This window comes from Flavobacterium sp. 38 (genome assembly GCF_057799715.1).
Genome location: NZ_JBYNWZ010000001.1, coordinates 899058 through 923811 on the forward strand (window position 1 = coordinate 899058; position 24754 = coordinate 923811).

The following is a 24754-nucleotide window of genomic DNA, read 5'->3' on the forward strand; positions in this document are numbered from 1 at the left end:
ATGTATTTAATATTCGATACCGAAACAACCGGATTACCAAAACGCTGGGACGCGCCAATTACCGATTCTGATAACTGGCCTCGCTGTATACAAATCGCATGGCAATTGCATGACGAAATGGGGCAGCTTATCGAGCATCAGGATTATTTGGTAAAACCAGAGGGATTTAATATTCCGTATGACGCCGAACGTATTCACGGAATTTCTACCGAACTGGCAGAAGCCGACGGAATCACGCTGGCCGAAGTTTTGGAGAAATTCAATATCGCTTTAAGCAAAACCAAATTTATCGTTGGTCAGAATTTAGGATTCGACGTTAATATTATGGGCGCCGAATTGCATAGAATGGGAGTTGATTCTCCTATGGCATCCATTCCGGTTCTGGATACTTGTACCGAAGTTACAGCTTCATTATTACAGCTTCCAGGAGGTCGTGGAGGAAAATTCAAACTTCCGACATTGACCGAACTTCACGAATATTTATTCAGTGTTCCTTTCGCGGAAGCGCACAACGCAACTGCCGACGTTGAGGCAACGACGCGCTGTTTCTTAGAATTGGTGAGAAGAGAGGTTTTTACCAAAGAAGAGCTTGACGTTCCGAAAGAATATTTCAAAGATTTTCAGGAAAGAAACCCAGAGCCGTTTAAGCTTATTGGTTTAAAACACATCAATTTAAAAGCGGCTTCTGATAAAATTAGAGAACAACTTAAAGCTCTGGCTGGAGAAGGTCAGCAGACAGTTGTTTCAGAAGAAGATAAAGCCGACTTTAAAGCGGCAAAATTTGCGCATTTGCACAATCATACGCAGTTTTCGGTACTTCAATCTACAATCGGAATTGGGAATATCGTTGCGGCTACAGCCAAAAACGGAATGCCTGCCGTGGCAATGACTGATACTGGAAACATGATGGGAGCTTTCCACTTTGTGAGCGCTGTTATGAACCACAATAAAGGAGCTTCTGCCAAAAATAAAGCGTTAGTTGAAGCGGGGGAAGAGCCAACAGAAACTGAAATAAAACCAATTGTTGGGTGTGAATTTAATATTTGTGAAAACCATTTAGATAAATCCAAAAAAGACAATGGTTATCAAGTTGTTTTAATGGCTAAAAATAAAGCGGGTTATCATAACTTGGCAAAAATGGCCTCGATTGCGTATACTGATGGATTTTATTATGTTCCGAGAATTGACCGCAAAATTGTTGAGCAATATAAAGGAGATATTATGGTTTTGTCTGGGAATTTATACGGAGAAATTCCGAGTAAAATCCTGAATATTGGTGAGAACCAAGCCGAAGAAGCTCTGATTTGGTGGAAAGAACAATTTGGCGAAGATTTCTACTTAGAAATAATGCGTCACAATCAGGAAGATGAAAATCGTGTCAACAAAACCCTGATTGAGTTTTCGCAAAAGCATAATGTAAAATTAATTGCGACCAACAATACCTATTATTTAAATAAAGAAGATGCCAACGCGCACGACATTTTATTGTGTGTAAAAGACGGTGAAAAACAGGCAACACCAATTGGCCGTGGTCGTGGTTACCGTTACGGACTTCCGAATCAGGAATACTATTATAAGTCGCAAGACGAGATGAAAAAGCTTTTTGCTGATCTTCCCGAAGCGATTATTAATATTCAGGAGATTATTGATAAAGTGGAAGGATATTCACTTTATCGTGACGTATTGCTTCCGAAGTTTGATATTCCAGAAGAGTTTGTTGATCCAGAAGACGAAAAAGACAATGGTGTTCGCGGTGAAAATGCTTATTTGAGACACCTTACGATGGAAGGTGCGAAAAGAAGATATGGCGAAATTACCGAATCAATTCAGGAACGTCTGGACTTTGAGTTATTAACGATTTCAAACTCAGGTTATCCAGGTTACTTTTTGATCGTACAGGATTTCATTGCTGAGGCAAGAAAAATGGACGTCTCGGTAGGACCTGGACGTGGATCTGCAGCGGGTTCTGCCGTTGCATACTGTCTCGGAATTACCAATATCGACCCGATTAAATACGACTTGCTTTTTGAGCGTTTCCTAAATCCTGACCGTGTATCGATGCCCGATATTGATATCGACTTTGATGACGAGGGGCGTGGACGTGTAATGGAATACGTAATCAACAAATACGGACAGAAACAGGTGGCGCAGATTATCACTTATGGTAAGATGGCGACCAAATCGGCGATTCGTGATACGGCGCGTGTACTGGATTTACCTTTATTTGAAGCGGATAGAATTGCGAAATTGATTCCAGGGATGATGCCATCAAAATGGAATCTGGCGCGTTTTATTTCTGAAAGTGAAGATGAGGTTAAAAAAGCCCTTCGTTCAGATGAATTTGACAATGTAAAAGAATTAATCGCGATTGCCAATGAAGATGATTTAGCAGGAGAAACCATTCAGCAGGCCAAAATTCTGGAAGGTTCGATGCGTAATACGGGAATTCACGCCTGCGGGGTAATCATTACACCGTCGGATATTACGAATTATGTTCCCGTTACTACCGCAAAAGATTCGGACTTATATGTAACACAGTTCGATAACTCGGTTGCTGAAAGTGCAGGTCTTTTGAAAATGGACTTCTTGGGTCTGAAGACCCTTACACTGATAAAAGATACCGTAAAACTGGTAAAATATAGAACGGGAATTGAGCTGAATCCAGATAATTTCCCGATTGATGATGAAGAAACGTACGCGCTGTTCCAAAGAGGTGAAACTGTTGGAATCTTCCAATACGAGTCACCTGGGATGCAGAAATACATGAAAGATCTGAAACCGACGGTTTTTGGAGATTTAATTGCCATGAATGCCTTGTATCGTCCAGGACCTTTGGAGTATATTCCGTCTTTCGTTCGAAGAAAAAACGGTGATGAGGAAATCAAATACGATTTAGATGCCTGCGCCGAATATTTATCTGAAACCTATGGAATTACGGTTTACCAAGAACAGGTAATGCTTTTGTCTCAGTCTTTGGCTGGATTTACAAAGGGTGAGGCCGACGTCTTGCGTAAAGCGATGGGTAAGAAACAAAAAGACGTACTAGATAAAATGAAGCCGAAGTTTGTGGAACAAGCGGCAGCAAAAGGTCATGATGCCAAAGTTCTAGAAAAAATCTGGAAAGACTGGGAAGCCTTTGCGAGTTACGCCTTCAACAAATCGCACTCGACTTGTTATGCGTGGATTGCCTATCAAACGGCTTATTTGAAAGCGCATTATCCTGCTGAATATATGGCAGCGGTACTTTCGAATAACATGAACGATATCAAACAGGTTTCGTTCTTCATGGAAGAATGTAAACGTATGGGCTTACAGGTTTTAGGCCCAGACGTAAACGAATCTTACTATAAATTTACGGTAAACGATGATTATGCCGTTCGTTTCGGAATGGGAGCGATTAAAGGGGTTGGTTCTGGAGCTGTAGAAACAATTGTAGAAAACAGAAAAGACGGAAGATATAAGTCGATTTTTGATTTGGCGAAGCGAATTGATTTGCGCGCTGCGAATAAAAAAGCGATTGAGAATTTAGCTTTGGCTGGAGGTTTCGATTCTTTTGAAGGAACAACCAGAGCTCAGTATTTTCACGATGATGGAGACGGAATTACATTCTACGAAAAAGCCATGCGTTACGGATCGAAATTTCAAGAAAATGAAAACTCATCGCAAGTAAGTTTGTTTGGAGAAGCGAGTGAAGTGCAGATTGCAGAACCAGTTGTGCCGCCATGTGAAGACTGGAGTACAATGGAAAAACTGGCGAAAGAAAAAGAGGTGGTCGGAATCTATATTTCCGGGCATCCGCTTGATGATTTTAGGTTTGAAATGAAATATTTCTGTAATGCCCGTTTAGAAGCTTTGAAAAGTATGAACGAATATGTTGGAAAGAATCTTCATTTTGCCGGAATCATCAACAACGTACAGCATCGTGTAGCCAAAAATGGAAAAGGGTGGGCAGCGTTTAACTTAGAAGGTTATGATGAGAGTTATGAATTCAAGATTTTTGGTGAGGAGTATTTGAAATTCCGTCATTTCTTGATTCAGAACAATTTTGCCTTTTTGAAAATATTAATAAAAGATGGCTGGGTAAATCATGATACGGGTAAGAAAACCGATCCGAGAATGCAGTTTGTGGAGATTCGACAGTTGCAGGATATTTTGGAAGCTTTCGCTAAAAAACTAATTTTATTATTGAATATTAAAGATCTTCATCCAGAATTTATACATAAGCTGAGCCATTTGTTTAATGAAAATAAAGGAGATAATTCGGTGACTTTTGAAATCATGGAATTGGAAAAAATAAAAAAGCTGGTTGAGGTAGAAACGCCAACAGATTTTGAAGCAGAAGATGCAGTTTTTGAAGTGGAAAACGAAACTGAAGATGGTCCTGAAAATACAAAAATTCAGGAAGTAAACGAGGTTGAAGAGATAAAAGTAGTAACCAAATTATCGATGCCTAGCCGCCGTTTGAAGGTTAGAATTTCAACTGAATTACTGCAAGAGTTAGAAAAAATGCAGATTAATTTTAAACTGAACTAAAAATTTAACAGTTAAAATTTAAACGGATGTTAATTTTTTTAGTTAAAAATATGCATGCATAATAGTTTTTTAGTAATATTGCGCCAAATTACAACGTTTTCGTTCCAAGTCTAACTTTGCAAACTGTAAGAATCTGTTAAATTATTCTAAGTTTGTATAAATCAATAAATCAAAATTATGAAAAAGAACCTATTTTTATTAGGAATGCTAGTTTGCTCTATGGCAACTATGGCGCAAACAGAAAAAGCAGAGAAGCCAGAAAGCTGGTATTTTAAATTAGGAGGGTCTTATTTTAACCAGACAGCTTCTACAGAGTTTCCAACAGTTGGAGGAAATCCAGCTTTAGATAGAACTTACGTAGGAGGAAAATTAGTTTCAGAAAAAAGTGTTACAGGTTCATTTGGACAAGGTTTTAGAACTGGTATTACTGCAGGTTACCGTTTTTCAGCACGTTTAGGAGTTGAGCTTGGCGTTAACTACTATAACAGTAACGACAAAAAGATGGCGCAAACTACTACAGATGCAATTTTTGTTTCGGGAGGAAAGCCTGTTTACAATTTTAAATCAGTTGGTCAAATTACAGCATTTGATGTTGCTCCAGCGCTAGTAATGTTTTTAGGAGAAGCTCATGGTTTTGAGCCATATACTAAAGTTGGGGTTTTAGTTCCAATTCATGGTGATTTAGAAATTACTACTGACGCTATCGTGCCAACAGGTGTTGCAAATCCTGCAACTGCGACTGTTCATAGTGTAGATAAAGTTAAGCCAAATCCAACAATTGGATTCTCTGCTGCTTTAGGGACTTCTTATAAATTAGGAAAACATATTTCAGCTTTTGCAGAATTAGAATACCGTAACTTTACAGTACACGGAAAATCTAAAGAAACTACTGAGTTTAAAATGAATGGTCAAGATGCTTTAGCAACTAGAACAACTGCTCAAATTCATACAAATTACAGAGATGGTTTAGATACAAATTCTAATAATGCATTAACAAACCCAAATGGTGTAGATTCTACAAAACCAATGGATGAGTTAAGCTCTTATGTTGGAATTTCTGGTTTAGGCTTAACTTTAGGTATCAAATACAGCCTATAATTTTATAGAAGTTTTTAGTTTAAAAAAAGAGGATATTCGAAAGGATATCCTCTTTTTGTTTGGCTTAATGATATTTTGCGAATTGTTTGTCATCCCGAGGAACGAGGGATCTTCGCAAGAAACTCGACAAAGATTGAAAACTATACTTTACGGAGCTACTTGCGAAGATCCCTCGTTCCTCGGGATGACAAACATTGCTTCAAATTTATTTCGAAGCCTCTCTAAACTCCTTCAAAACCTGATCGATAACCCAAGTTGTTCTAGCACCAGAAACTCCTTTTGATGGAGAAGCGCCTTCGTTACTTAAAAGTTCTGCAATAACCGTTTCAATAAAAGGCTGTTGAATATGAAGCGGATTTTCGATGGTAATAGTTTCTTTTTCGCCATTTGCATACTGAATGTGAAGCGGATCATTTCCGAAAGTTGAAAATGAAATCTTTCCTTTATCACCCACAATTTCAGTGTTGTCATAGCGCTCAAAACTGGCAAAATTCCATATCCCAGAACCGTGAATTCCGTTTTCGAATAAGAAAGACATCGAAACCGAATCTTCAGCAGGGTAAGCCATTAATTGAGAAGTGGCATGACCACGAACCGATTTTATTGGGCCTAAAACAAAGTCCAAGAAATCTAAAGTATGGCAAGCCAAGTCGACGAAAATTCCCCCTCCAGAGATATGTGGCAAAACTGTCCAAGGAAGATTGATTTCGTCATCATAGCGCTCTTCAAAAGGATGATATAAAACACAATTGACATGTCTGATATTCCCTAATTTTCCTTGGTCGATGATTTCCTTAATTTTTAAAAAACGCGGAAGTGCTCTTCTGTAATAAGCCACAAACAACGGAACATTATGCTCTTTGCAAGCGCTGATCATTTCGTTGCACTCTTCAAAAGTCAACGCCATTGGTTTTTCAACATACACTGGCTTTCCCGCTTTGGCACATAAAATAGTGTATTCTTTATGAGAAGATGGAGGAGTAGCAATATACACAGCATCAACTTCTGGATCATTTATTAAATCTTCAGCTTTTGAATACCATTTCGGAACATTGTGGCGTTTGGCATAATCTTCTGCAAGGGCAGCATCTCTGCGCATAACAGCCACCAAAGCAGAGTTTGAAGCTTTTTGAAATGCAGGTCCACTTTTAACTTCGGTTACATTTCCGCAGCCAATAATTCCCCATTTTATAATTTTCATGGTTTAAGTTTTAAGTTTCTCAAATTTAAAGTTTATTTAAAAAAGGTTAGCCACGAATTCACGAATTATTTTTTTATGGAAATTGCGTATAAAAAGGTTTGCCACGAATTACACGAATTCCACTAATTTTTTTGCCACAGATTAAAAAGATTAAAAGGATTAAACTTTGGGTGTATTTTGTTTCACGCAGATTTTGCAGATGGAGCAGATTTAAAATCTGTTTTTATCTGCCTAAATCTTTTAAATCTGCGTGAAACAAATTAGTGGAATTCGTGGAATTCGTGGCAAAAAAACAGCCACAAAATTCACAAAAATAATTCGTGAATTCGTGGCTATAAAAAAGTCTAGTTCTAAAATTTTACTTCGAAGGCAAAGCTTTAAAACCCATATTGTAAAGCGTAAACGCTTGAATATCTACATTTTCTTGAATAGTAGCCGCAACAGATTTTCCTGCGCCGTGCCCTGCTTTTACGTCTATTCTAATTAAAACTGGATTTTCTCCTGTTTGTTTTTCCTGCAATTCAGACGCAAATTTAAAACTATGCGCAGGAACTACACGATCGTCATGATCTCCCGTAGTTACCATAGTTGCTGGATAATTTGTTCCTTTTTTAACGTTGTGAACTGGAGAATATCCTTTTAAATATTCAAACATTTCTTTGCTGTCTTGAGCAGTTCCGTAGTCAAAAGCCCAACCAGCACCTGCTGTAAAAGCATTGTAACGAAGCATATCCATTACTCCAACTGCAGGAAGCGCTACTTTCATTAAATCAGGACGTTGCGTCATTGTTGCACCAACTAATAAACCTCCGTTAGATCCTCCGCGAATAGCTAAATAATCAGCTGAAGTATATTTTTGCGTAATTAAATATTCCGCAGCAGCGATAAAATCATCAAACACATTTTGCTTTTGCAATTTAGTTCCCGCATCGTGCCATTTTTTTCCATATTCACCGCCTCCTCTTAAGTTGGCAACAGCATAAACTCCACCGTTTTCCATCCAAACTGCATTGGCAATGCTGAAACTTGGCGTTAGGCTAACATTGAATCCGCCGTAACCGTAAAGGATTGTCGGGTTTTTACCGTCTAATTTTGTTCCTTTTTTATACGTAATAATCATCGGAACTTTTGTACCGTCTTTTGAAGTATAGAAAACCTGTTTAGATTCATAATCTTCACTTTTGAAATCTACTTTTGGTTTTTGATAAATTTCAGATTTACCCGTTTTTGGTTCCAAAGAATAGATGCTTCCCGGAGTAGTGTAATTCGCAAAGCTGTAATATAAAATTTTATCTTCTTTTTTACCGCTAAAGCCACCCGCAGTTCCAACAGCAGGAAGTTTAATTTCACGAATTAATTTTCCGCTGTAATCATATTGCTGTACGAATGAAACCGCATCTTTAGTATAATTAGCAAAGAAATAGCCAGCGCCAGTTGAAGGAGATAAAATATCTTTGGTTTCTTTGATGAAATCTTTCCAATTTTCAGGTTTCGGATTTGAAGCATCAACTGTCACAACGCGTTTGTTTGGAGCATTAAGATCGGTTTCGATAAACAATTTGTTGCCTTCATTTTCGATAACAGCGCTGTCACTGTTGAAGTTGTCTACAATGGTAACAATCGGACTGTTTGGCTTAGTCAAATCTTTAATATATAATTCATTTCCGTAAGTAGAATTAGCCGCTGTAATTACCAAATAATGATTGTCTTCAGTAACATATCCGCCAACATATCTTCTTTTCTGGTCAGCACCAAAAATTACTTTATCGTCTTTTTGAGAAGTTCCCAATTTGTGGAAATACAATTTGTGCTGATCTGTTTTCGCAGACAATTCGCTTCCTTTAGGTTTGTCGTAACTAGAGTAGTAAAACCCTTCATTTCCGTGCCAAGACACGCCGCTGAATTTGATGTCAACCAAAGTGTCTTCTAAAACTTTCTTAGAAAGCGCATCAATAATAATCACTTTTCTCCAGTCGCTTCCGCCTTCAGAAATAGAATAAGCCGCGATGTTTCCGTTTTTAGAAAAGTTTAAACCGCCTAGCGAAGTTGTTCCGTCTTTAGAAAAAGTATTCGGATCTAAGAAAACCTCTTCTTTTCCTTTTTCATCTTTTCTGTAAACTACAGATTGATTTTGAAGTCCGTTGTTTTTAGAATAATACGTAAATTTTCCTTCTTTAAATGGAGCTCCAATTTTTTCGTAATTCCAAAGTTGTTCCATTCGTTTTTTAAGTTGATCACGAAACGGAATTTTATTTAAGTAACCATAAGTAACCTCGTTTTCAGCTTTTACCCAAGCTCCCGTTTCAGCAGATTTGTCATCTTCTAACCAACGGTACGGATCGCTTACTTTAGTATCAAAATATACATCAACAGTTTCTCCTTTTTTAGTTTGCGGATATTGAAGTTTATCTTGACCAAATGATAGTCCTGCAGTTGTAATTGCCATTAATAAAAATGTTTTTTTCATAGTTAGTTTTTATCTGTTGTAACAAAAATAGCACTTTTTGTTGTGAAAAATTAGGAAGAAAAAGTTAAACCATATAAGTCATATAAGTTAATTTTATTTTCCTGCAAGGTTTCCAAAACCTTGTAGGTATAATTTGCGATCAAATCTAAAATAAACAAAACCTATAAGGTTTTAGAAACCTTGCAGGATGGCCCATTATGCTAAAATGAAATTATATAACTTATATGGTTCAAAAAATTTTTATAAATTAAAATTAACGCCCAAAACGATGTTTCTTCCAATATTCGGAATGCCGTCTGTTTTTAATCTTGAAAGGTGTGCGATATATTTTTTATCGAATAAATTGTTTCCGTTTAAGTTAATATCGAAAGCCGTTTTTCCGAGTTTAACTGTTCCTCCAAAACCTAAATTCACCAAAGTATATCCTTTAGAAGCCGTTTCAAAACCGCTTACATTATTCTGATTGAAAGTTGAAGAAACATTCAAAGAAGCAAAACCTTCGCTTAACCAGTTTTTGATATTGAATTCGGTTCTAAGCGTATTGTTCCAATTGTTTGCAGGAATTAAAGGCAGATAATCATCATTGTCTTTTTTGCCTGTAACAGTTTCAAAACTGGTTTCAAAATGCAACCAGTCTAATGGGTGCGGGTGGAAGTGAAGACCAGCTTCTCCACCAAATAATTGTGCATTGTCCTGAACGTAGGCAAAAACATCATTATCATCCAAAACTTCTCCTGTTGGCGAAGTGTAGATGTAGTTGTTTACGTGATTGTAGAATCCATTTACGAAAAACTCAAAATGAGAATTTTTATATTCTAAATTAAGATCGGTCTGAACATTTTGTTCGGTTTTCAAATTAGCATTTCCAATTTCGTAACGGTTTGTTCCTTCATGAACGCCGTTTGAAGTCAGTTCTGCTAAGTTTGGCGCTCTAAATCCTGTTGCTACATTTAAACGAAGCGTTAACGGTTCTGCCAATTTGGTTTTATAGCCTAAAGAAGCATTAAAGCTGTCAAAAGATCGGTCTAGAGCTTGAAAATATCCTTCTTCGCCTTCAGTTCCGTGTGCAATTGAATTCACATTTCTATTGTCAAAACGCAACCCGGCTTGAAGAACGCTGTTATTCCATTCGTAATTTGCCGTTCCAAAAACACCAAAATCGTTAGTTGTCGCATCTGGAATCAGGTACTCTTCACCAGAATTTTTATTTGTCTGATGCATTCCTTGAACGCCTAAAATAGTTTCGATTTTTCCGAATTTAGGAAAATGATATTTCGCATTATAATTAAAAGTATTCAATTTCATGTGCAAAGAAGCTTCATTACTGTCTTCAAATTCGCTTCTGTCATTAGCAATGTATCCTAAATCAACATCCAATTTTGAGTTTTCAAAGAAAATCACATTATTCAAACTCAATAGATGATTGTTAATTCCCTGTCTCGGAAATTGCGTGTCTTTGCTTGAAGATTGTTCTGCAATACCGTCTTCTGGAATTCCAATATCCAGTTTGTTAAAGTTGTATCGTAAAACACTTGAGAAAGTAGAATTGCTATAACCGATTCCTGTTTTAAAATCAGTTTCGTTGTAACGTGAATTGGTTACGCGGTCGCCATCAGCAATTTTGTAGTCTGAATGTGTATTGTAACTTCCTCGTGCTAAGAATTTCCAATTTTCTGTAGAAGTTTTTAAGCCAATAGAAGAATTGCTTCCTTGTGTATTTGTGAAATATTTTTGGCTGAAATTGGCTTTAAAATCACCCGCATCAGCAAATTTTTCAGGATTAAAATATAAAACTCCTCCTAAGGCATCCGAACCATATAATAAAGAAGCAGGGCCTTTTATCACTTCAACACTTTCGATTCCGGCATCATTCAGACCTAAACCATGTTCGTCTCCAAACTGCTGGTTTTCAATACGAACGCCTTGAGAATAAACCAAAACACGATTACCGCTAAGTCCGCGAATTACGGGTTTTCCGATAGAAGTTCCCGTAGAAATCTGCGAAACTCCAGGAATGGTCGCTAAACCTTCAATTAAGGTTGAAGTTCCTTTTTGCTGTAAAGTTTTAATGCTTTCGTGCTCGATTTTCATTACGTTTTGCGATTGCAATTTGTTGAAAGGCGTTGAAACGACTACTTCATCCATTTCTAAAATAGATTCTTCTAGAATTATGTCTAAAGTGTTTTGCTTTAATAATTTAGCAATTGTTTTGTTTTGATTCGCATATCCAACATAAGTAAAAGCAATACGCAGGCTTCCGCTTGGAAGATTATTCAATTCGTATTTTCCGTTTGCGTCTGTTGTCGTTCCTTTATGCAATTCTGGAGCATAAACAGAAACGCCAGGCAATGGATTGTTTTGAGTGTCGGTTACAATTCCTGAAACCGAATTTTGAGCATTCAGCATGCCCGAAAACCCTAAAATAAGGGCAATTATAAATTTTTTCATTTGAAAATGATGCTATAGTTAAATTAATTTTTCTTCGAATGAAAAACAAAAGCCAACAATAAAGCATTCTGATCCTAATTGATAGTAATAGGATGAGGAAACTCAATGTTATTTTGAATTTAATTAAAAGAAAAGTGATGTTTTTCGAATAATCGAAATTTAAGAAACTATAACAGCAGGAGGCCCCCGTAAGAAATACGAAGTGGTTGAAATTGAAAAAATCTTCTCTGAAAATGGGAAGAAATAAGGCGTTTCTCTGTCAAATGAATGAAATTCAAAAGAGAAATTTTGCGGAAGAATAAAAGATTCAAAAGCAAAATGACAAACAAAACAAACGTCATAATCATGATGCTGATGCGTTATCTCGCCATTAGGATCATTGTAATTATGATGGCACTGTTTTTCTGTAAGCTGTTTTAAAATATGCTCATAACTGTGTATGGACTCAAACAATATCGAAAACAATATTGTTACAGCAAACGATACACTTAATATGAGCTGCTTTCTCTTCATGCTCTGCAAAGGTATAAAAGATAAAAACAAAATTGATTAATTTTTTCTTTCAGCGAATTGATTTATTGAAAATAATGCAGCAATTAATTTTAATCGCAGTCAAAATGAGAATATTTTTACTTTGTATCTTTACTACAAAAAGCATTATATTATATTTGTATGTGAAATAAATAAGCGTACAAAAACGTTTATTTATAATCATCTCTTTAAAACCCAAAACCACGACATGCGAATTATTTTTAGCTGCTTATTTTTACTCACTTTTTTTAACTCTTTTGCACAAGAAGAGGTTAAACCTGAGATAAAACCAGTTGTAAAAATAGATTCTCTGTATCGAGAAGATCAGTTTTATTTTTCGGTTACGTATAATATGTTTACCGATATTCCGATCAATTTCAAACAAAATAAATTTTCTCTCGGACTTTCAGGAGGTTTTTTGCGCGATATGCCCATTAATAAATCTAGAACAGTTGCCATTGCAGCAGGTTTAGGTTTGAGTTATCAGAATTACTTTCAAAACTTAACGATTTCTGAAGATGCGTCAGGCAATCCAATATATGGTGTGAATAATTATGGCGAATTTGTATCGAACCGTTACCGTCAATATTCCGTAGATCTTCCTATAGAATTCAGATGGCGTAATTCGACTTATGAAAGCACTAAATTTTGGCGTATTTATGGCGGAGTAAAATTGAGTTATGTTTTTTCGAGCATGTCTCTTTTAAACGATGGCGAAAATACGTATAGAATCAATAACAACAAGAATGTCAATACATTTCAATACGGACCATACATTGCTGCGGGTTATAATACATGGAATCTTTATTTGTATTATGGCTTAAATCCGCTGTTTAATTCGACCACTACTTTGTCTGGAGAACCAATCAAAATGAAAACCTTAAATGCGGGATTGATTTTTTATATTTTATAACCAGAGATATAAAAATAAAAGCTGTGGCATTATTCCAATAAACAATCCTACTAATATTTCCCTAGGAGTATGCGCATTCATTTCTAAACGAGATGAAGCCACAATTCCCGACAATAAAATAAGTAGAGCTGGCCAATACGGATTGTGCATTTGAAGATGAATATTTAATCCGATAACAAAAACCGTTAACCCCGAAATAGCAACCATGTGCAGACTTGCTTTTGTCTTAAAAAGTACGCATACCAATGCTAAAATAGTACTGAACAAACCCGCAAGAAAAAAGAAGTGAAGTTCAGGATAACGGGTAATGACAATGCTTCTTTTGACTAATAAAATATATAAAAAACATTGCAGAATCAACGGAATAGTTCGTTCTGAAGTTTGGCTCAACATGATCGATTTTACATGTCCAGTCGATTTTAAAAGCAGATAAAACAAAACGGGAACGATGATATTGATTACTAAAATCTGTATTAATACAAAATACTTTTCCTGTCTGCTAAAAACGTCTTCTTTGCAAAACAGATAAAACAAAGTAGCGTACAGCGATATAAAAATCGGATGTAATATATAAGAGAAGAGTGGAAGTACTTTTTTCAAAACGCAATATTTGTGGTGTAAAAACAAATATACTTTTTTTGCCACGAATTCACGAATGATATAAAAAGGAAATTCGTGAATTCGTGGCAAATTAACTCTTAATACTGTAATTTTGAAAAAAAGAAATTACCAAATGAGCATAAATTTAAAAAGCCTGGTTTCAGTTCTTCATGCCAAATGGATTGGTTCAGAGGCTGATGTTTTAATCGATCATATTTCAATTGACAGCCGTTCACTTCAAAACGGATCGCAAACCTTGTTTTTTGCTTTGGCCGGCGTTAACAACGATGCTCATTTATTTATTCCCGATTTAATAGAAAACGGAGTTCAGAATTTTGTGGTACAGTATATTCCAGAAGGTTATGCAGATAAAGCTAATTTTTTGGTGGTCGAAAATACCCTTTTTGCACTTCAGGGATTTGCGGCTTATTACAGAAATCTGTTTCATTTTCCAGTTATCGGATTAACGGGAAGCAACGGTAAAACGATTGTAAAAGAATGGCTTAATTTTTTATTGAGCCCAGATTATAATATTATTAGAAGTCCAAAGAGTTACAATTCTCAGGTCGGGGTGCCGCTTTCGGTAATTGCCATTAATGAAAAACACAATTTAGGAATTTTCGAAGCTGGAATTTCGACAGTTAACGAAATGGTTAAACTAGAGGAAATTATAAAACCAACAATTGGTGTGCTTACCAGTATAGGTTCTGCGCACGACGAAGGGTTTAAAAATCTAGTGGAAAAAATAGACGAGAAATTGCTCTTGTTCAAAGATTGTCCGATAATTATTTATCAAAAAAACGAAATTGTCGATTCTTGTTTATTGCAGTTTGCAGCAGAATATATGATGCATCCGCGAAAGCTTTTTTCGTGGAGTTTTACAGATAAGAATGCTGATGTTTTTATTTCGAAAAAAGAAAGCAAAAATGAAATGACAGCAATTCAATATCAATACAAAAACGAAATTCATGATCTTATAATTCCTTTTAGCGATTCGGCTTCTGTAGAAAATGCGATTTCGTGTTTATTGGTTTTATTGCATTTTGATTACGATCAGGAAACGATTCAGAATCGAATTCAGATGCTTTATCCTGTTCGAATGCGTCTCGAAGTAAAAAACGGAATCAACAATTGCAGTATAATTGATGATAGTTACAGTTCCGATTTTCAATCGCTTAAAATTGCTTTGGATTTTCTGGAAAGCCAAAAGAAAAAAGGCGCTTCCAAAACTGTGATTTTATCAGATATTTTCCAAAGTGGATTTTCCAACGAAGAATTGTATTCTAAAGTTGCCCAGTTAATTTCAGACAATAAAATAAACCGAGTAATTGGTATTGGACCAACAATTTCTTCTTTTGAAGCTAAGTTTCCGAACAGTAAAATGTTTTTAAACACAGCCGATTTTATAGCCGAAATTGACAATTTAGATTTCAATAATGAAACGATCCTGATAAAAGGAGCGCGATCTTTTAAGTTTGAAGAAATTGTTTCTTACCTGGAAGAAAAGACGCATGAAACAATTCTAGAAATTAACCTCGATGCTATTAGCCATAACTTTAATTATTACAAATCAAAACTGGCTCCAAATGTCAAAATGATGGTAATGGTAAAAGCATTTGGATACGGAAACGGCGGTTTAGAAATTGCTAAATTATTAGAACACCATAAAGTAGATTATTTGGGTGTGGCTTTCGCCGATGAAGGAATCGCATTGAAAAACGGAGGAATAAAGCTTCCAATTATGGTTTTAAATCCAGAATCGACCAGTTTTCCTTCTATTATTCAATATCAATTAGAACCTGAAATTTACAGTTTGAAAGGATTAAACGCCTTTTTGAAAATCGCACGCGAAAAGAACTTAAAAGATTATCCAATCCATATCAAAATGGATACGGGAATGCATCGTTTAGGTTTTGAAAACAATACGATCGATGAATTGATTGCAACTTTAAAAGGAAATTCAACCGTTCGCGTACAGAGTATTTTGTCACATTTGGCGACAAGTGATGATCCAAAACATTTTGATTTTGTTAATCAGCAGATTGCATTGTTTGAGAAATTATCTTCAAGATTAATTAACGAATTAAATATAAGTCCAATCCGACATATTTTGAATACTTCTGGAATTAGCAATTTCCCAAATGCGCAATACAATATGGTGCGTTTAGGAATTGGTTTATATGGAGTTTCAAATGATGCTTCAGAACAAAAATATTTGGAAAATGTTGGAACTTTAAAGTCAATAATCTCTCAAGTCAGAACTATTCCTGCTGGTGACAGCGTAGGTTATGGACGCCGTTTTATGGCCGATACAGCAATTAAAATTGCGACAATCCCAATTGGTTACGCAGACGGAATTGCGAGATTATGGGGAAATGAGGTTGGTTATGTAACAATTAAAAACCAAAAAGCCAAAATCGTAGGAAGTGTCTGTATGGATATGCTAATGGTTAATGTAACCGATATAGATTGCAAAGAAGGCGATTCGGTGATTATTTTCGGCGAAAGCCCAACGGTTATAGAAATGGCTGTAGCGCTAAAAACGATTCCGTATGAGATAATGACAAGCATTTCTCAACGAGTAAAGCGCGTATTTTTCCGATAGCGTTAAAAAATTTCAATAAAATTGCGTATTTTCGATACTCGTTAATTATAAATATAAACAAGTCAGATATGGGATTTTTTTCAGAATTTAAGGCATTTGCAATGAAAGGCAATGTAGTTGACCTTGCTGTTGCTGTAATTATAGGAGCTGCTTTTGGTAAAATTGTAAGTTCATTTATTGAAGACGTAATTACACCGTTAGTATTAAAACCGGCTTTAGACGCAGCTCATTTGTCAAAGATAGAAGAGCTAACCGCCTTTGGAGGTGTTAAATACGGTTTGTTTCTTTCGGCAGTAATTAATTTTATCATTGTGGCATTTGTTTTATTTCTTGTTATTAAAGGAATGAATAGCCTTAAAAAGAAAGAAGAGCCAGCACCAAATCAGCCTGCTGCACCAACTCAAGAAGAGTTGCTTACAGAAATTAGAGATTTATTAAAAAATAAATAAAAATATAATACCGCTACACTAAGTCTAACTTAACCGCCTTCTAAAGAGGCGGTTTTTTTAAACTTATGGTTCATAATAAGCATTAATTCATGGGGTGTGATGTTAAATTTTATCGTTTAAAAAGAGATATTTTAACCTCTAAGTTTATTGAGGTTGATAAAGAGGATTTTGATAACTATTTGAAAAAAAGAGATAGTATTCAAGGTCATATCTATTCTTCAACGGAAGCAAATATTATAATTCAGAAAATAAAAACGGATACATTCTTATTAACTTTTCACGAATTAGATCGTATCAAAGACTATATTTTTGAAGTATCTGTAGGGATGGGGGAATGGGGTTATGATTCAGAAGATGAAAGATTTGTAGGTAAAATGAAGGAATTCGGTTTTGAATTAATGCATGATATATCGCATGGTTGCGCAAGTCTTTTTCTTTTAAGTCTAGGTGATTCGGAATCAGTAGATTACTCAACTTGGAATTATGATGAAAGAGATAGAATGAATCTTAAAAAAGAAGAGTTTATACAAGAGCTGGATTATATTATACTTTTACATAGTAGAATACAGCTCAATGAATGTGATGATCTGAATGAAAAAAAAGAGCTAATTATTACTATTGAAAATCTTGAGAAGGATGAATTATTAAAAAACACAGTAGAAAGCCATTTTGATAGCGCAATGCAGAATGAGAGACTGATAAATGAAAGTTGCTCTATATTGTCTAATGCTATTCACTTAAGTGAAAAAGCAAAAAGATTAAATGATGATATTGTAATTTTTTATTCTTAAAGGCTACAAGTTGCAGTTTTACTGAGTTGAATTTCAATGAATCAATTCTTAAATTTAAAACGAAATGTTTTATTTGTAACAAAATGTTATTTTTTGTGAATCACCTTGTCAGGACTTTTATTATACTTATTTTTGTCCTGTAAATTAGATTAATTGATTATTTAAAAATATAAAAATGAGAATTGCAGTTGTAGGTGCTACCGGAATGGTTGGCGAAGTAATGCTTAAAGTTTTAGCGGAAAGAAATTTTCCTGTTACAGAATTAATTCCTGTTGCATCAGAAAGATCAGTAGGAAAAGAGATCGAATACAAAGGAACTAAATATAAAGTAGTAGGTTTACAGACAGCTGTTGATATGAAAGCAGATATTGCTGTGTTCTCCGCTGGGGGAGATACATCTTTGGAGTGGGCTCCAAAATTTGCTGCTGCCGGAACAACTGTAATCGACAACTCTTCTGCATGGAGAATGGACCCAACTAAAAAATTGGTGGTTCCAGAAATCAATGCTGATGTTTTGACAAGAGAAGATAAAATTATCGCAAACCCAAACTGTTCTACAATTCAAATGGTTTTGGCTTTGTCTCCATTGCATAAAAAATACAACATCAAAAGAATCATTGTTTCTACTTACCAATCGATCACTGGAACTGGTGTAAAAGCAGTAAAACAGTTAGAAAACGAGTATGCAGGAGTTCAAGGAGATATGGCTTACAAATATCCTATCCACAGAAATGCGATTCCTCATTGCGACAGTTTTGAAGAAAACGGATACACTAAAGAAGAAATGAAATTGGTTCGCGAAACTCAAAAAATATTAGGTGATAATACCATCAGAGTTACGGCTACTGCAGTTCGTGTGCCAGTTGTAGGCGGACATAGTGAAGCAGTAAACGTTGAGTTTACAAATGATTTTGAAGTAAATGAAGTTCGCGAAATCTTACACAATACTGATGGAGTAGTAGTACAGGATAATTTAGATACCTTTACTTACCCAATGCCATTGTATGCTGAAGGTAAAAATGATGTTTTTGTTGGAAGGATCCGTCGCGATGAAAGCCAGCCTAATACATTAAACATGTGGATTGTTGCTGATAACTTAAGAAAAGGTGCTGCAACAAACACCATCCAAATTGCTGAATACTTAATTAAAGCAGGTTTGGTATAATCTAGAGATTAAATAAAATTGTTATAAAGGAAAAACCGTAATCGCAGCAATGTGATTACGGTTTTTTCGTTTCAAAAACTTTTGGCTTGGTTCTTAAATAATTAAATTAGCAGTTAAAACTTATAATATGAATTTTGACAACTATAAGATAATTCCAAATTATAATATGAATTTTGACAACTATAAGATAATTCCAAATTATAATACGAATAAAACTGACCTATTTACAGCCGACGAAGAAGAAATTCTGGCTTGCGAAAAGACATTAAACGTAGTGTTTGATGAAGATTATAAAGAATACGTTCAACAATATGGAAGCGGTATTCTTGGAGGAACTTATGTGCGAATTTATCTTCCTGAGACGATTGTTTTAACTCTGGAAGAATGGAAAAAGCGTATAACCGAATATTGGTTTTGGGATGAAGGAAAAGAGGTTTTAACGAAAGATCAAGTTTTAAATTCAATCAGAATTGGAGATACTTTTGATGGAGATGAAATTATTCTTTTAAATAATCGATATTATATTTTACCACGATATAGTGAAATGATTTACAACACAGGTAATTCGCTTGAAGAAACTATTTCATGGTTATGTTCAGCAGGAATATTGACAGAAGCATTTTCTGAAAGAGAATTTGAGCCTTTTGATCCATCAGAATTTTTAAAAAGTAATTAAGATGAGAGATGAAAATCTTGCTTATATCGTAGATAATTATCTGGAATTTGAAGAAGTCAAAAGGCTTACAAGATTATCTGATGATGAGTTAAATAAGCTTATTGAAGGTAAATTAATTCCGTCGCCCTCTTATGTAATTGATTCGGAAATAACGATTAGTTCTCCTTTAAATGATCAGCATAAATTAACAATATCCAAAAGATATTTTGCCAAGAACATTGTAGATCTGATTAAGAAAAATAGTGGGGAGAGTTATGAAAAATTAAAGCATGAATTTAAACAGAATTTATTATCTAATTTAAATAATCATGAGAATAAAGCATTTGCTTATGGAAATGTCTTTGATGAAAAAGGCCAGATAATTAGTGAAAAGGCTGATAAAGCATTAGAAGAAGAATGGGATTATTTCTGTAAAGGCGTTTACGGAATTTGTACTTTGAATAATGATGAAAATGCTATTATTGAAAAAGAAATCGCGATTAAACGCATTTTGGATTTTATTGCTAATAAATCATCTTTTCAAACAAATGAAGAAGAAAATTATCTGAAAGAATTGAATGATGAACTGAATAAATCGACAAGTTTGTTTGCACCTTATCAGCGTGAATTGAGCAGTAGGGGGAAATATTTAGATAAATTATTAAGAGAGTTTTCTTTAGATGATCTGATCAAGAAGTATTAAAAACAAAAAAGCGAGAATCATAAATTCTCGCTTTTGTATTTTTTAGTATTCTGGCGCTAATTCTAACTCCAAACCTTCCAAATCTTCAGTAATTGGAATCTGACAGCCTAAACGACTATTAGATTTAACATAAAATGCTTCCGAAAGCATGGCTTCCTCATCGTCACCCATTTCTGGTAATGCAACATCATTTAGAACATAACACTGGCAAGAAGCGCACATGGCCATTCCTCCGCAGGTTCCTTCAACAGGAAGTTCGTATGCTTTGCATAACTCCATTATATTCATTGCCATATCAGTTGGAGCCTGTAATTCGTGTATAACTCCTTCTCGATCTTTAATTTTTATTAATACATCCATTTTTAATTATTGGAATTTTGTGGCAGGATTTTATAACGTGAAAAAATCCTTATTTAAAATTAACTTTTTTCTTTTAAGCTAAAGGCATACTCTTTTCGGTTGCCTTCTTTCTGGCGCATTTTTACACCAATAATATTGCCCCCTTTTTCTAGTATTGTAACCAAAGCTATTACAGAATAATAATCTTTATCAGACTGAAAAATTAGGGTTCCCTCATAATTAGAATTTAAAATTCCCTGTTTGTCGGTTTGAGAACTAATTTTTCTTGGATGAGAAAATTCCGCAGAACTATAAGTGGCCTTGTTGGAAAATTTTGCTTTTCCTTCGCAAAAATCATATAGAAGATCATAGTTGCCAATTCTAAGACTTCCTTCTTCGCTACTTGCCGTGGTTGAGAAAATAATTTGACCAGCATACTGAAAGTCTGACCATTCTTCAGATTCATTTACCCACGCTTTATCTGCGAAGAGTGTTTGGTTTTGTTGGCCGTAATTTTTTGCGGCAAAAAACAATAATAAAAAAAGAGCGTAATGTTTTTTCATAAGTTTAAGATTGAGGGTTATGTCACAAATTTAAGTTAAAAATGTAACAATTCCTTAATTAAAACTCTTAAAACTTTGAGTTCTTTTTTGATAATGTCGTAAAAACTGCATTTCTTTTAAGACTGTTATTGAATAATTCCTAATCAAAATCCTTTAAGGATTATTATTCTTGTTAATATTCAAACTTACAATCTCTTCGAAAAGAGGCAATTTGTTACATTATATTTACCACAGTTTCAATTTGTGGTGCATATTTTTTTATAGTTGTTTCTACACCTGCTTTTAGCGTCATCTGATTAACACTACAGCTAATGCAAGCTCCTTCCAAACGAACTTTTACATGTTTGTCATCTTCAATAGAGATCAATGAAATATCTCCACCGTCAGATTTTAAGAATGGTCTTATCTCGTCTAAGGCCAATAAAACATTGCTTGTTAATTCTTCTGTTGTCATAATATTTAAATGTGTCAATTATGAAAATGTGCCAATTAGAAAATTTTAATCATTATCCAATTGGCAAATTATCTCATTATCTAATTTTTCTTAACTGCAGAACAGCCTGCCATTGTTGTAATTTTGATTGCTTCTGTTGCCGGTAAGCTCTCGTTTCTGTTTACTGTTTCCTGTACTACATTTCTAGTAATTTCTTCAAAAACTTTTTCTATTGGCGATGCTGTTTGTAAAGCTGCTGGGCGACCGTAATCTCCTGCTTCACGAATAGACTGTACAATTGGAACTTCTCCTAAAAATGGAACATCTAAATCCTCGGCAAGGTTTTTAGCACCTTCTTGTCCAAAGATATAATATTTATTTTCTGGCAATTCTTCTGGTGTAAAATAAGCCATGTTTTCAATAATTCCTAAAACAGGAACATTGATATTGTCTTGCATAAACATTGCCACTCCTTTTTTAGCATCTGCAAGTGCAACTGCTTGTGGAGTACTTACTACAACAGCACCCGTAATTGGAAGCGACTGCATGATAGAAAGGTGGATATCTCCAGTTCCAGGAGGCAAGTCAAGAAGCATGAAATCTAATTCTCCCCAATCTGCGTCAAAAATCATTTGATTTAATGCTTTTGCAGCCATTGGTCCTCTCCAGATTACAGCTTGGCTTGGAGCTGTAAAAAATCCGATTGAAAGCATTTTGATTTCATAGCTTTCAATAGGTTTCATTTTTGATTTTCCGTCAACTGTAATAGAAACAGGTTTTTCGTTCTCAACATCAAACATAATTGGCATAGATGGTCCGTAGATATCAGCATCCAAAACACCAACTTTAAAGCCCATTTTTGCAAGCGTTACAGCCAAGTTTGCCGTTACAGTAGATTTTCCTACTCCTCCTTTACCAGAAGCAACTGCAATAATATTTTTGATTCCAGGAATTGCACGCCCCTTAATTTCAGGTTTCTCTGGAGTTTCTACTTTAATATTTACTTTTACTTTCGCATCAGGAGATATTAAATCATGAATAGTTTTTTTAATATCGTCTTCCGCTCTTTTTTTGATATGCATAGCAGGCGTATGCAATACAAGGTCTACAACAGCTTCATCTCCAAATGTAATAACATTGGTTACAGCGCCGCTTTCCACCATATTTTTTCCTTCTCCAGCAATAGTGATTGTCTCTAAAGCTTTTAGAATTTCTTTTCTATCTAGTTTCATTGTAATGGGCTATTTTTTTTATTCCAAGAAAACAGTCTTATAAGATTATATTTATTTAAACTGTTTCAGGGTGCAAAGATAACAGATTAAGTTCGGAAATTAAGCGTTTTTGAATTGTAATTATTGATATTGAGATTATTCAAAATTATGCGGCATTAAATTTTGATGAAAATAAGAATTAAGAACGATCGGACTTTTGGATTGCGAGAGAAAAGTTTTTCCGATTCAAACAAATGTTTTTTATGTAAGTTTTCTTTTAATTAAATAAAAATTCTCACAAAACTTCGTTATATTTGATAGCCCAAATCGATGATTCTCAAGACATGAAAAAAATATTTGAAAACTAAGTTTTTTTAAAGTATTTATTGGGTTTTCGGTATTTTTTTTAAAGTTATTTCTTCAATTTAAACTTTAAAAATATGCGAAATTTTACTTTTTCATTGATTATTGCCGCAGTCAGTTTTTTTGCTTTTTCATTTAATTCTACTACCAAAAACAGAGCTGATTTTACAAATCGGAAAGCGGTTTCAATTATTACTATTGATGCTGCTTCGATTAATGCATTCTTTAAAAAATATCCTAAACTTAAAAAGTATCAGAAAGATGTTGAGGATATCTACAAAGCCAAACAATACAAATCTATTTGGTATGATGATAAAAGCATAACCGAATTTGGAGCGCTTTTATATCAAAAAGTAAATGTGCTCAAAGATCAGGGAATTGAGGCTACAATGCCTTATAAGGATGTAATTGACCAAGCTTTTAACGAAAGCGATAATATCGAGCCTCCGCAAATAGATACAGAATTATTGCTCACAAACATGTATGTGTTTTATGCCAGCAACGTTTACTCTGGAGTAGATCCTGCAACGTTAAAAAAAATAGGCTGGTTTCTTCCAGCGAAAAATATTTCTTACGCTCGAATTTTAGACTCTCTTATTGTTGATTCTGATCGATTAAATGAAGATGATTATTTGTTATTCTCACAATATTATAAACTTCAGGATGCTTTAAAGAAATACAGAAAGATAGAAAAAGATGGTCTTTGGCAGAAAATCACGATTGATAGCGCTACATACAAAGATATGAGACCAGATACTACTGCACCAGCGATAAAACAAATAAGACAAAGGCTCTATGTGCTTGGCGATCTCAAGCAAGATTCTAAAATTGATTTTTATGATAGAGAGTTGATGGATGGTGTTATGAATTACAAAAAAAGACACGGTTTGACACTCAATTATATTATTAATAGAGATCATATTAAGCAGTTTAATGAACCCATTAGCAAAAGAATCAAAACCATTATGCTAAATATGGAACGATGCAGATGGATTCCGACCAAATTGGCACGCGCAGAAGAATATGTAATGGTTAATATTCCGTCTTTCAGAATGTTCTATGTAAAAGACGGCAAGTATGATTTGGTGTCGGATATTTTTGTCGGTAATAGGCTTAGCGAAACCGTCATATTCAGCGGTAATATGGACCGCATCGTTTTTAGCCCTTATTGGTATGTGCCGAACAGTATTATTCAAAACGAGCTCAAACTCCAAATTGCCAGTAATAAAAATTATCTTGCCGAACATAATATGGAATGGAATGGAGGGAAAGTAAGACAAAAACCAGGACCTAAAAATTCGCTAGGATTAGTGAAATTTATGTTTCCAAATCCAAATGACATTTACATGCATGACACACCTGCCAAAAGTTTGTTCCAGTTTGAAAATCGTACATTTAGTCATGGCTGTATCAATGTAAAAGAAGCGAAACAATTGGCTCTGCATATTTTAAAAGATGATCCCGATTGGCCAGTTGATAAAATTGAAAAAGCCATGAGTGGCGAAAAAGAAACTACTTGCATGCTTAAACGCAAAATTCCGGTTTACATAGGGTATTTTACGGCTTGGGTTCAGGACAATGGCGAGATAAATTTCTTTCCAGATGTCTATAGCCGCGACGAAAGTTTAGATAAATTGCTTTATTCGGATGCTGTAACGATGAAAGATTAAAACAAAAGCCCGACGG

19 protein-coding genes are annotated in these 24754 nt (G+C 34.9%); 10 read left to right on the forward strand and 9 right to left on the reverse strand.

The features are described from left to right. Together dnaE and AC3E9W_RS03895 are read left to right on the forward strand one after the other, a co-directional pair. Nucleotides 1–4533: a DNA polymerase III subunit alpha gene (gene dnaE / locus AC3E9W_RS03890; RefSeq protein ID WP_488766986.1), complete on the forward strand. Its 4533-nt coding sequence runs from the start codon at nt 1–3 to the stop codon at nt 4531–4533. Between the two features lie 177 nt (nt 4534–4710). Beyond that, entirely contained in the window at nt 4711–5631 is a 921-nt protein-coding gene (locus tag AC3E9W_RS03895; RefSeq protein ID WP_488766988.1) for an outer membrane beta-barrel protein, read from the forward strand. Between the two features lie 205 nt (nt 5632–5836). On the opposite strand, the gene AC3E9W_RS03900 is transcribed toward AC3E9W_RS03895, so the two are convergent. The 4 genes from AC3E9W_RS03900 to AC3E9W_RS03915 all read right to left on the reverse strand — a co-directional run bounded on the left by AC3E9W_RS03900 (nt 5837) and on the right by AC3E9W_RS03915 (nt 12260). Next, nucleotides 5837–6832 (reverse strand): Gfo/Idh/MocA family protein, encoded by a 996-nt coding sequence (locus tag AC3E9W_RS03900; RefSeq protein WP_488766990.1) that lies wholly within the window; start codon nt 6830–6832, stop codon nt 5837–5839. A 358-nt stretch (nt 6833–7190) separates the two neighbouring features. After that, a complete protein-coding gene (locus AC3E9W_RS03905; protein ID WP_488766992.1) occupies nt 7191–9299 on the reverse strand; it encodes a prolyl oligopeptidase family serine peptidase in 2109 nt (702 codons plus the stop codon). A 240-nt stretch (nt 9300–9539) separates the two neighbouring features. Then, nucleotides 9540–11747 (reverse strand): TonB-dependent receptor, encoded by a 2208-nt coding sequence (locus AC3E9W_RS03910; RefSeq protein WP_488766994.1) that lies wholly within the window; start codon nt 11745–11747, stop codon nt 9540–9542. 159 nt (nt 11748–11906) lie between these two features. Beyond that, nucleotides 11907–12260, reverse strand: a complete 354-nt coding sequence (locus AC3E9W_RS03915; protein WP_488766996.1) for a hypothetical protein — start codon at nt 12258–12260, stop codon at nt 11907–11909. A gap of 226 nt (nt 12261–12486) precedes the next feature. Between AC3E9W_RS03915 and AC3E9W_RS03920 the strand changes: the two genes are divergently transcribed. After that, complete coding sequence (locus AC3E9W_RS03920; RefSeq protein ID WP_306154760.1) at nt 12487–13191, forward strand: porin family protein; 705 nt, start codon at nt 12487–12489, stop codon at nt 13189–13191. Here the strand turns inward: AC3E9W_RS03920 and AC3E9W_RS03925 are convergent. Beyond that, the gene (locus AC3E9W_RS03925) at nt 13186–13791 is read right to left on the reverse strand and encodes a hypothetical protein (RefSeq protein WP_456891156.1); all 606 of its coding nucleotides are present in this window, start codon (nt 13789–13791) and stop codon (nt 13186–13188) included. The two genes, AC3E9W_RS03920 and AC3E9W_RS03925, sit on opposite strands and share 6 nt — an antisense overlap. A 133-nt stretch (nt 13792–13924) precedes the next feature. On the opposite strand from AC3E9W_RS03925, the gene AC3E9W_RS03930 reads away from it, so the two are divergent. From AC3E9W_RS03930 to AC3E9W_RS03955, 6 genes are all read left to right on the forward strand, one after another. Then, nucleotides 13925–16396 (forward strand): bifunctional UDP-N-acetylmuramoyl-tripeptide:D-alanyl-D-alanine ligase/alanine racemase, encoded by a 2472-nt coding sequence (locus AC3E9W_RS03930; protein ID WP_488766999.1) that lies wholly within the window; start codon nt 13925–13927, stop codon nt 16394–16396. A 68-nt stretch (nt 16397–16464) separates the two neighbouring features. Further along, the gene (gene mscL / locus AC3E9W_RS03935) at nt 16465–16845 is read left to right on the forward strand and encodes a large conductance mechanosensitive channel protein MscL (RefSeq protein WP_456891152.1); all 381 of its coding nucleotides are present in this window, start codon (nt 16465–16467) and stop codon (nt 16843–16845) included. An 89-nt stretch (nt 16846–16934) separates the two neighbouring features. After that, nucleotides 16935–17636 (forward strand): hypothetical protein, encoded by a 702-nt coding sequence (locus tag AC3E9W_RS03940; protein WP_488767001.1) that lies wholly within the window; start codon nt 16935–16937, stop codon nt 17634–17636. A gap of 175 nt (nt 17637–17811) precedes the next feature. Then, a complete protein-coding gene (locus tag AC3E9W_RS03945; RefSeq protein WP_488767003.1) occupies nt 17812–18801 on the forward strand; it encodes an aspartate-semialdehyde dehydrogenase in 990 nt (329 codons plus the stop codon). 127 nt (nt 18802–18928) lie between these two features. After that, complete coding sequence (locus AC3E9W_RS03950; protein ID WP_488767005.1) at nt 18929–19477, forward strand: SMI1/KNR4 family protein; 549 nt, start codon at nt 18929–18931, stop codon at nt 19475–19477. Nucleotide 19478: 1 nt separating this feature from the next. Next, nucleotides 19479–20159 carry a DUF6058 family natural product biosynthesis protein gene (locus AC3E9W_RS03955; protein WP_488767006.1) on the forward strand — a complete coding sequence of 227 codons (681 nt, stop codon included), beginning with the start codon at nt 19479–19481 and terminating at the stop codon, nt 20157–20159. Nucleotides 20160–20201: 42 nt separating this feature from the next. On the opposite strand, the gene AC3E9W_RS03960 is transcribed toward AC3E9W_RS03955, so the two are convergent. From AC3E9W_RS03960 to AC3E9W_RS03975, 4 genes are all read right to left on the reverse strand, one after another. After that, nucleotides 20202–20519, reverse strand: coding sequence for a 2Fe-2S iron-sulfur cluster-binding family protein (locus AC3E9W_RS03960; RefSeq protein WP_091490641.1), 318 nt, complete (start codon nt 20517–20519; stop codon nt 20202–20204). Between the two features lie 59 nt (nt 20520–20578). Next, the gene (locus AC3E9W_RS03965; protein WP_306154776.1) at nt 20579–21061 is read right to left on the reverse strand and encodes a hypothetical protein; all 483 of its coding nucleotides are present in this window, start codon (nt 21059–21061) and stop codon (nt 20579–20581) included. 214 nt (nt 21062–21275) lie between these two features. Next, nucleotides 21276–21515: a NifU family protein gene (locus AC3E9W_RS03970; protein ID WP_306154777.1), complete on the reverse strand. Its 240-nt coding sequence runs from the start codon at nt 21513–21515 to the stop codon at nt 21276–21278. 80 nt (nt 21516–21595) lie between these two features. Then, complete coding sequence (locus AC3E9W_RS03975; protein WP_125719000.1) at nt 21596–22726, reverse strand: Mrp/NBP35 family ATP-binding protein; 1131 nt, start codon at nt 22724–22726, stop codon at nt 21596–21598. A gap of 419 nt (nt 22727–23145) precedes the next feature. Here AC3E9W_RS03975 and AC3E9W_RS03980 point away from each other — a divergent pair, with 419 nt between their 5' ends. Further along, nucleotides 23146–24738 carry a L,D-transpeptidase family protein gene (locus AC3E9W_RS03980; protein ID WP_488767010.1) on the forward strand — a complete coding sequence of 531 codons (1593 nt, stop codon included), beginning with the start codon at nt 23146–23148 and terminating at the stop codon, nt 24736–24738. Nucleotides 24739–24754: the final 16 nt, after the last annotated feature.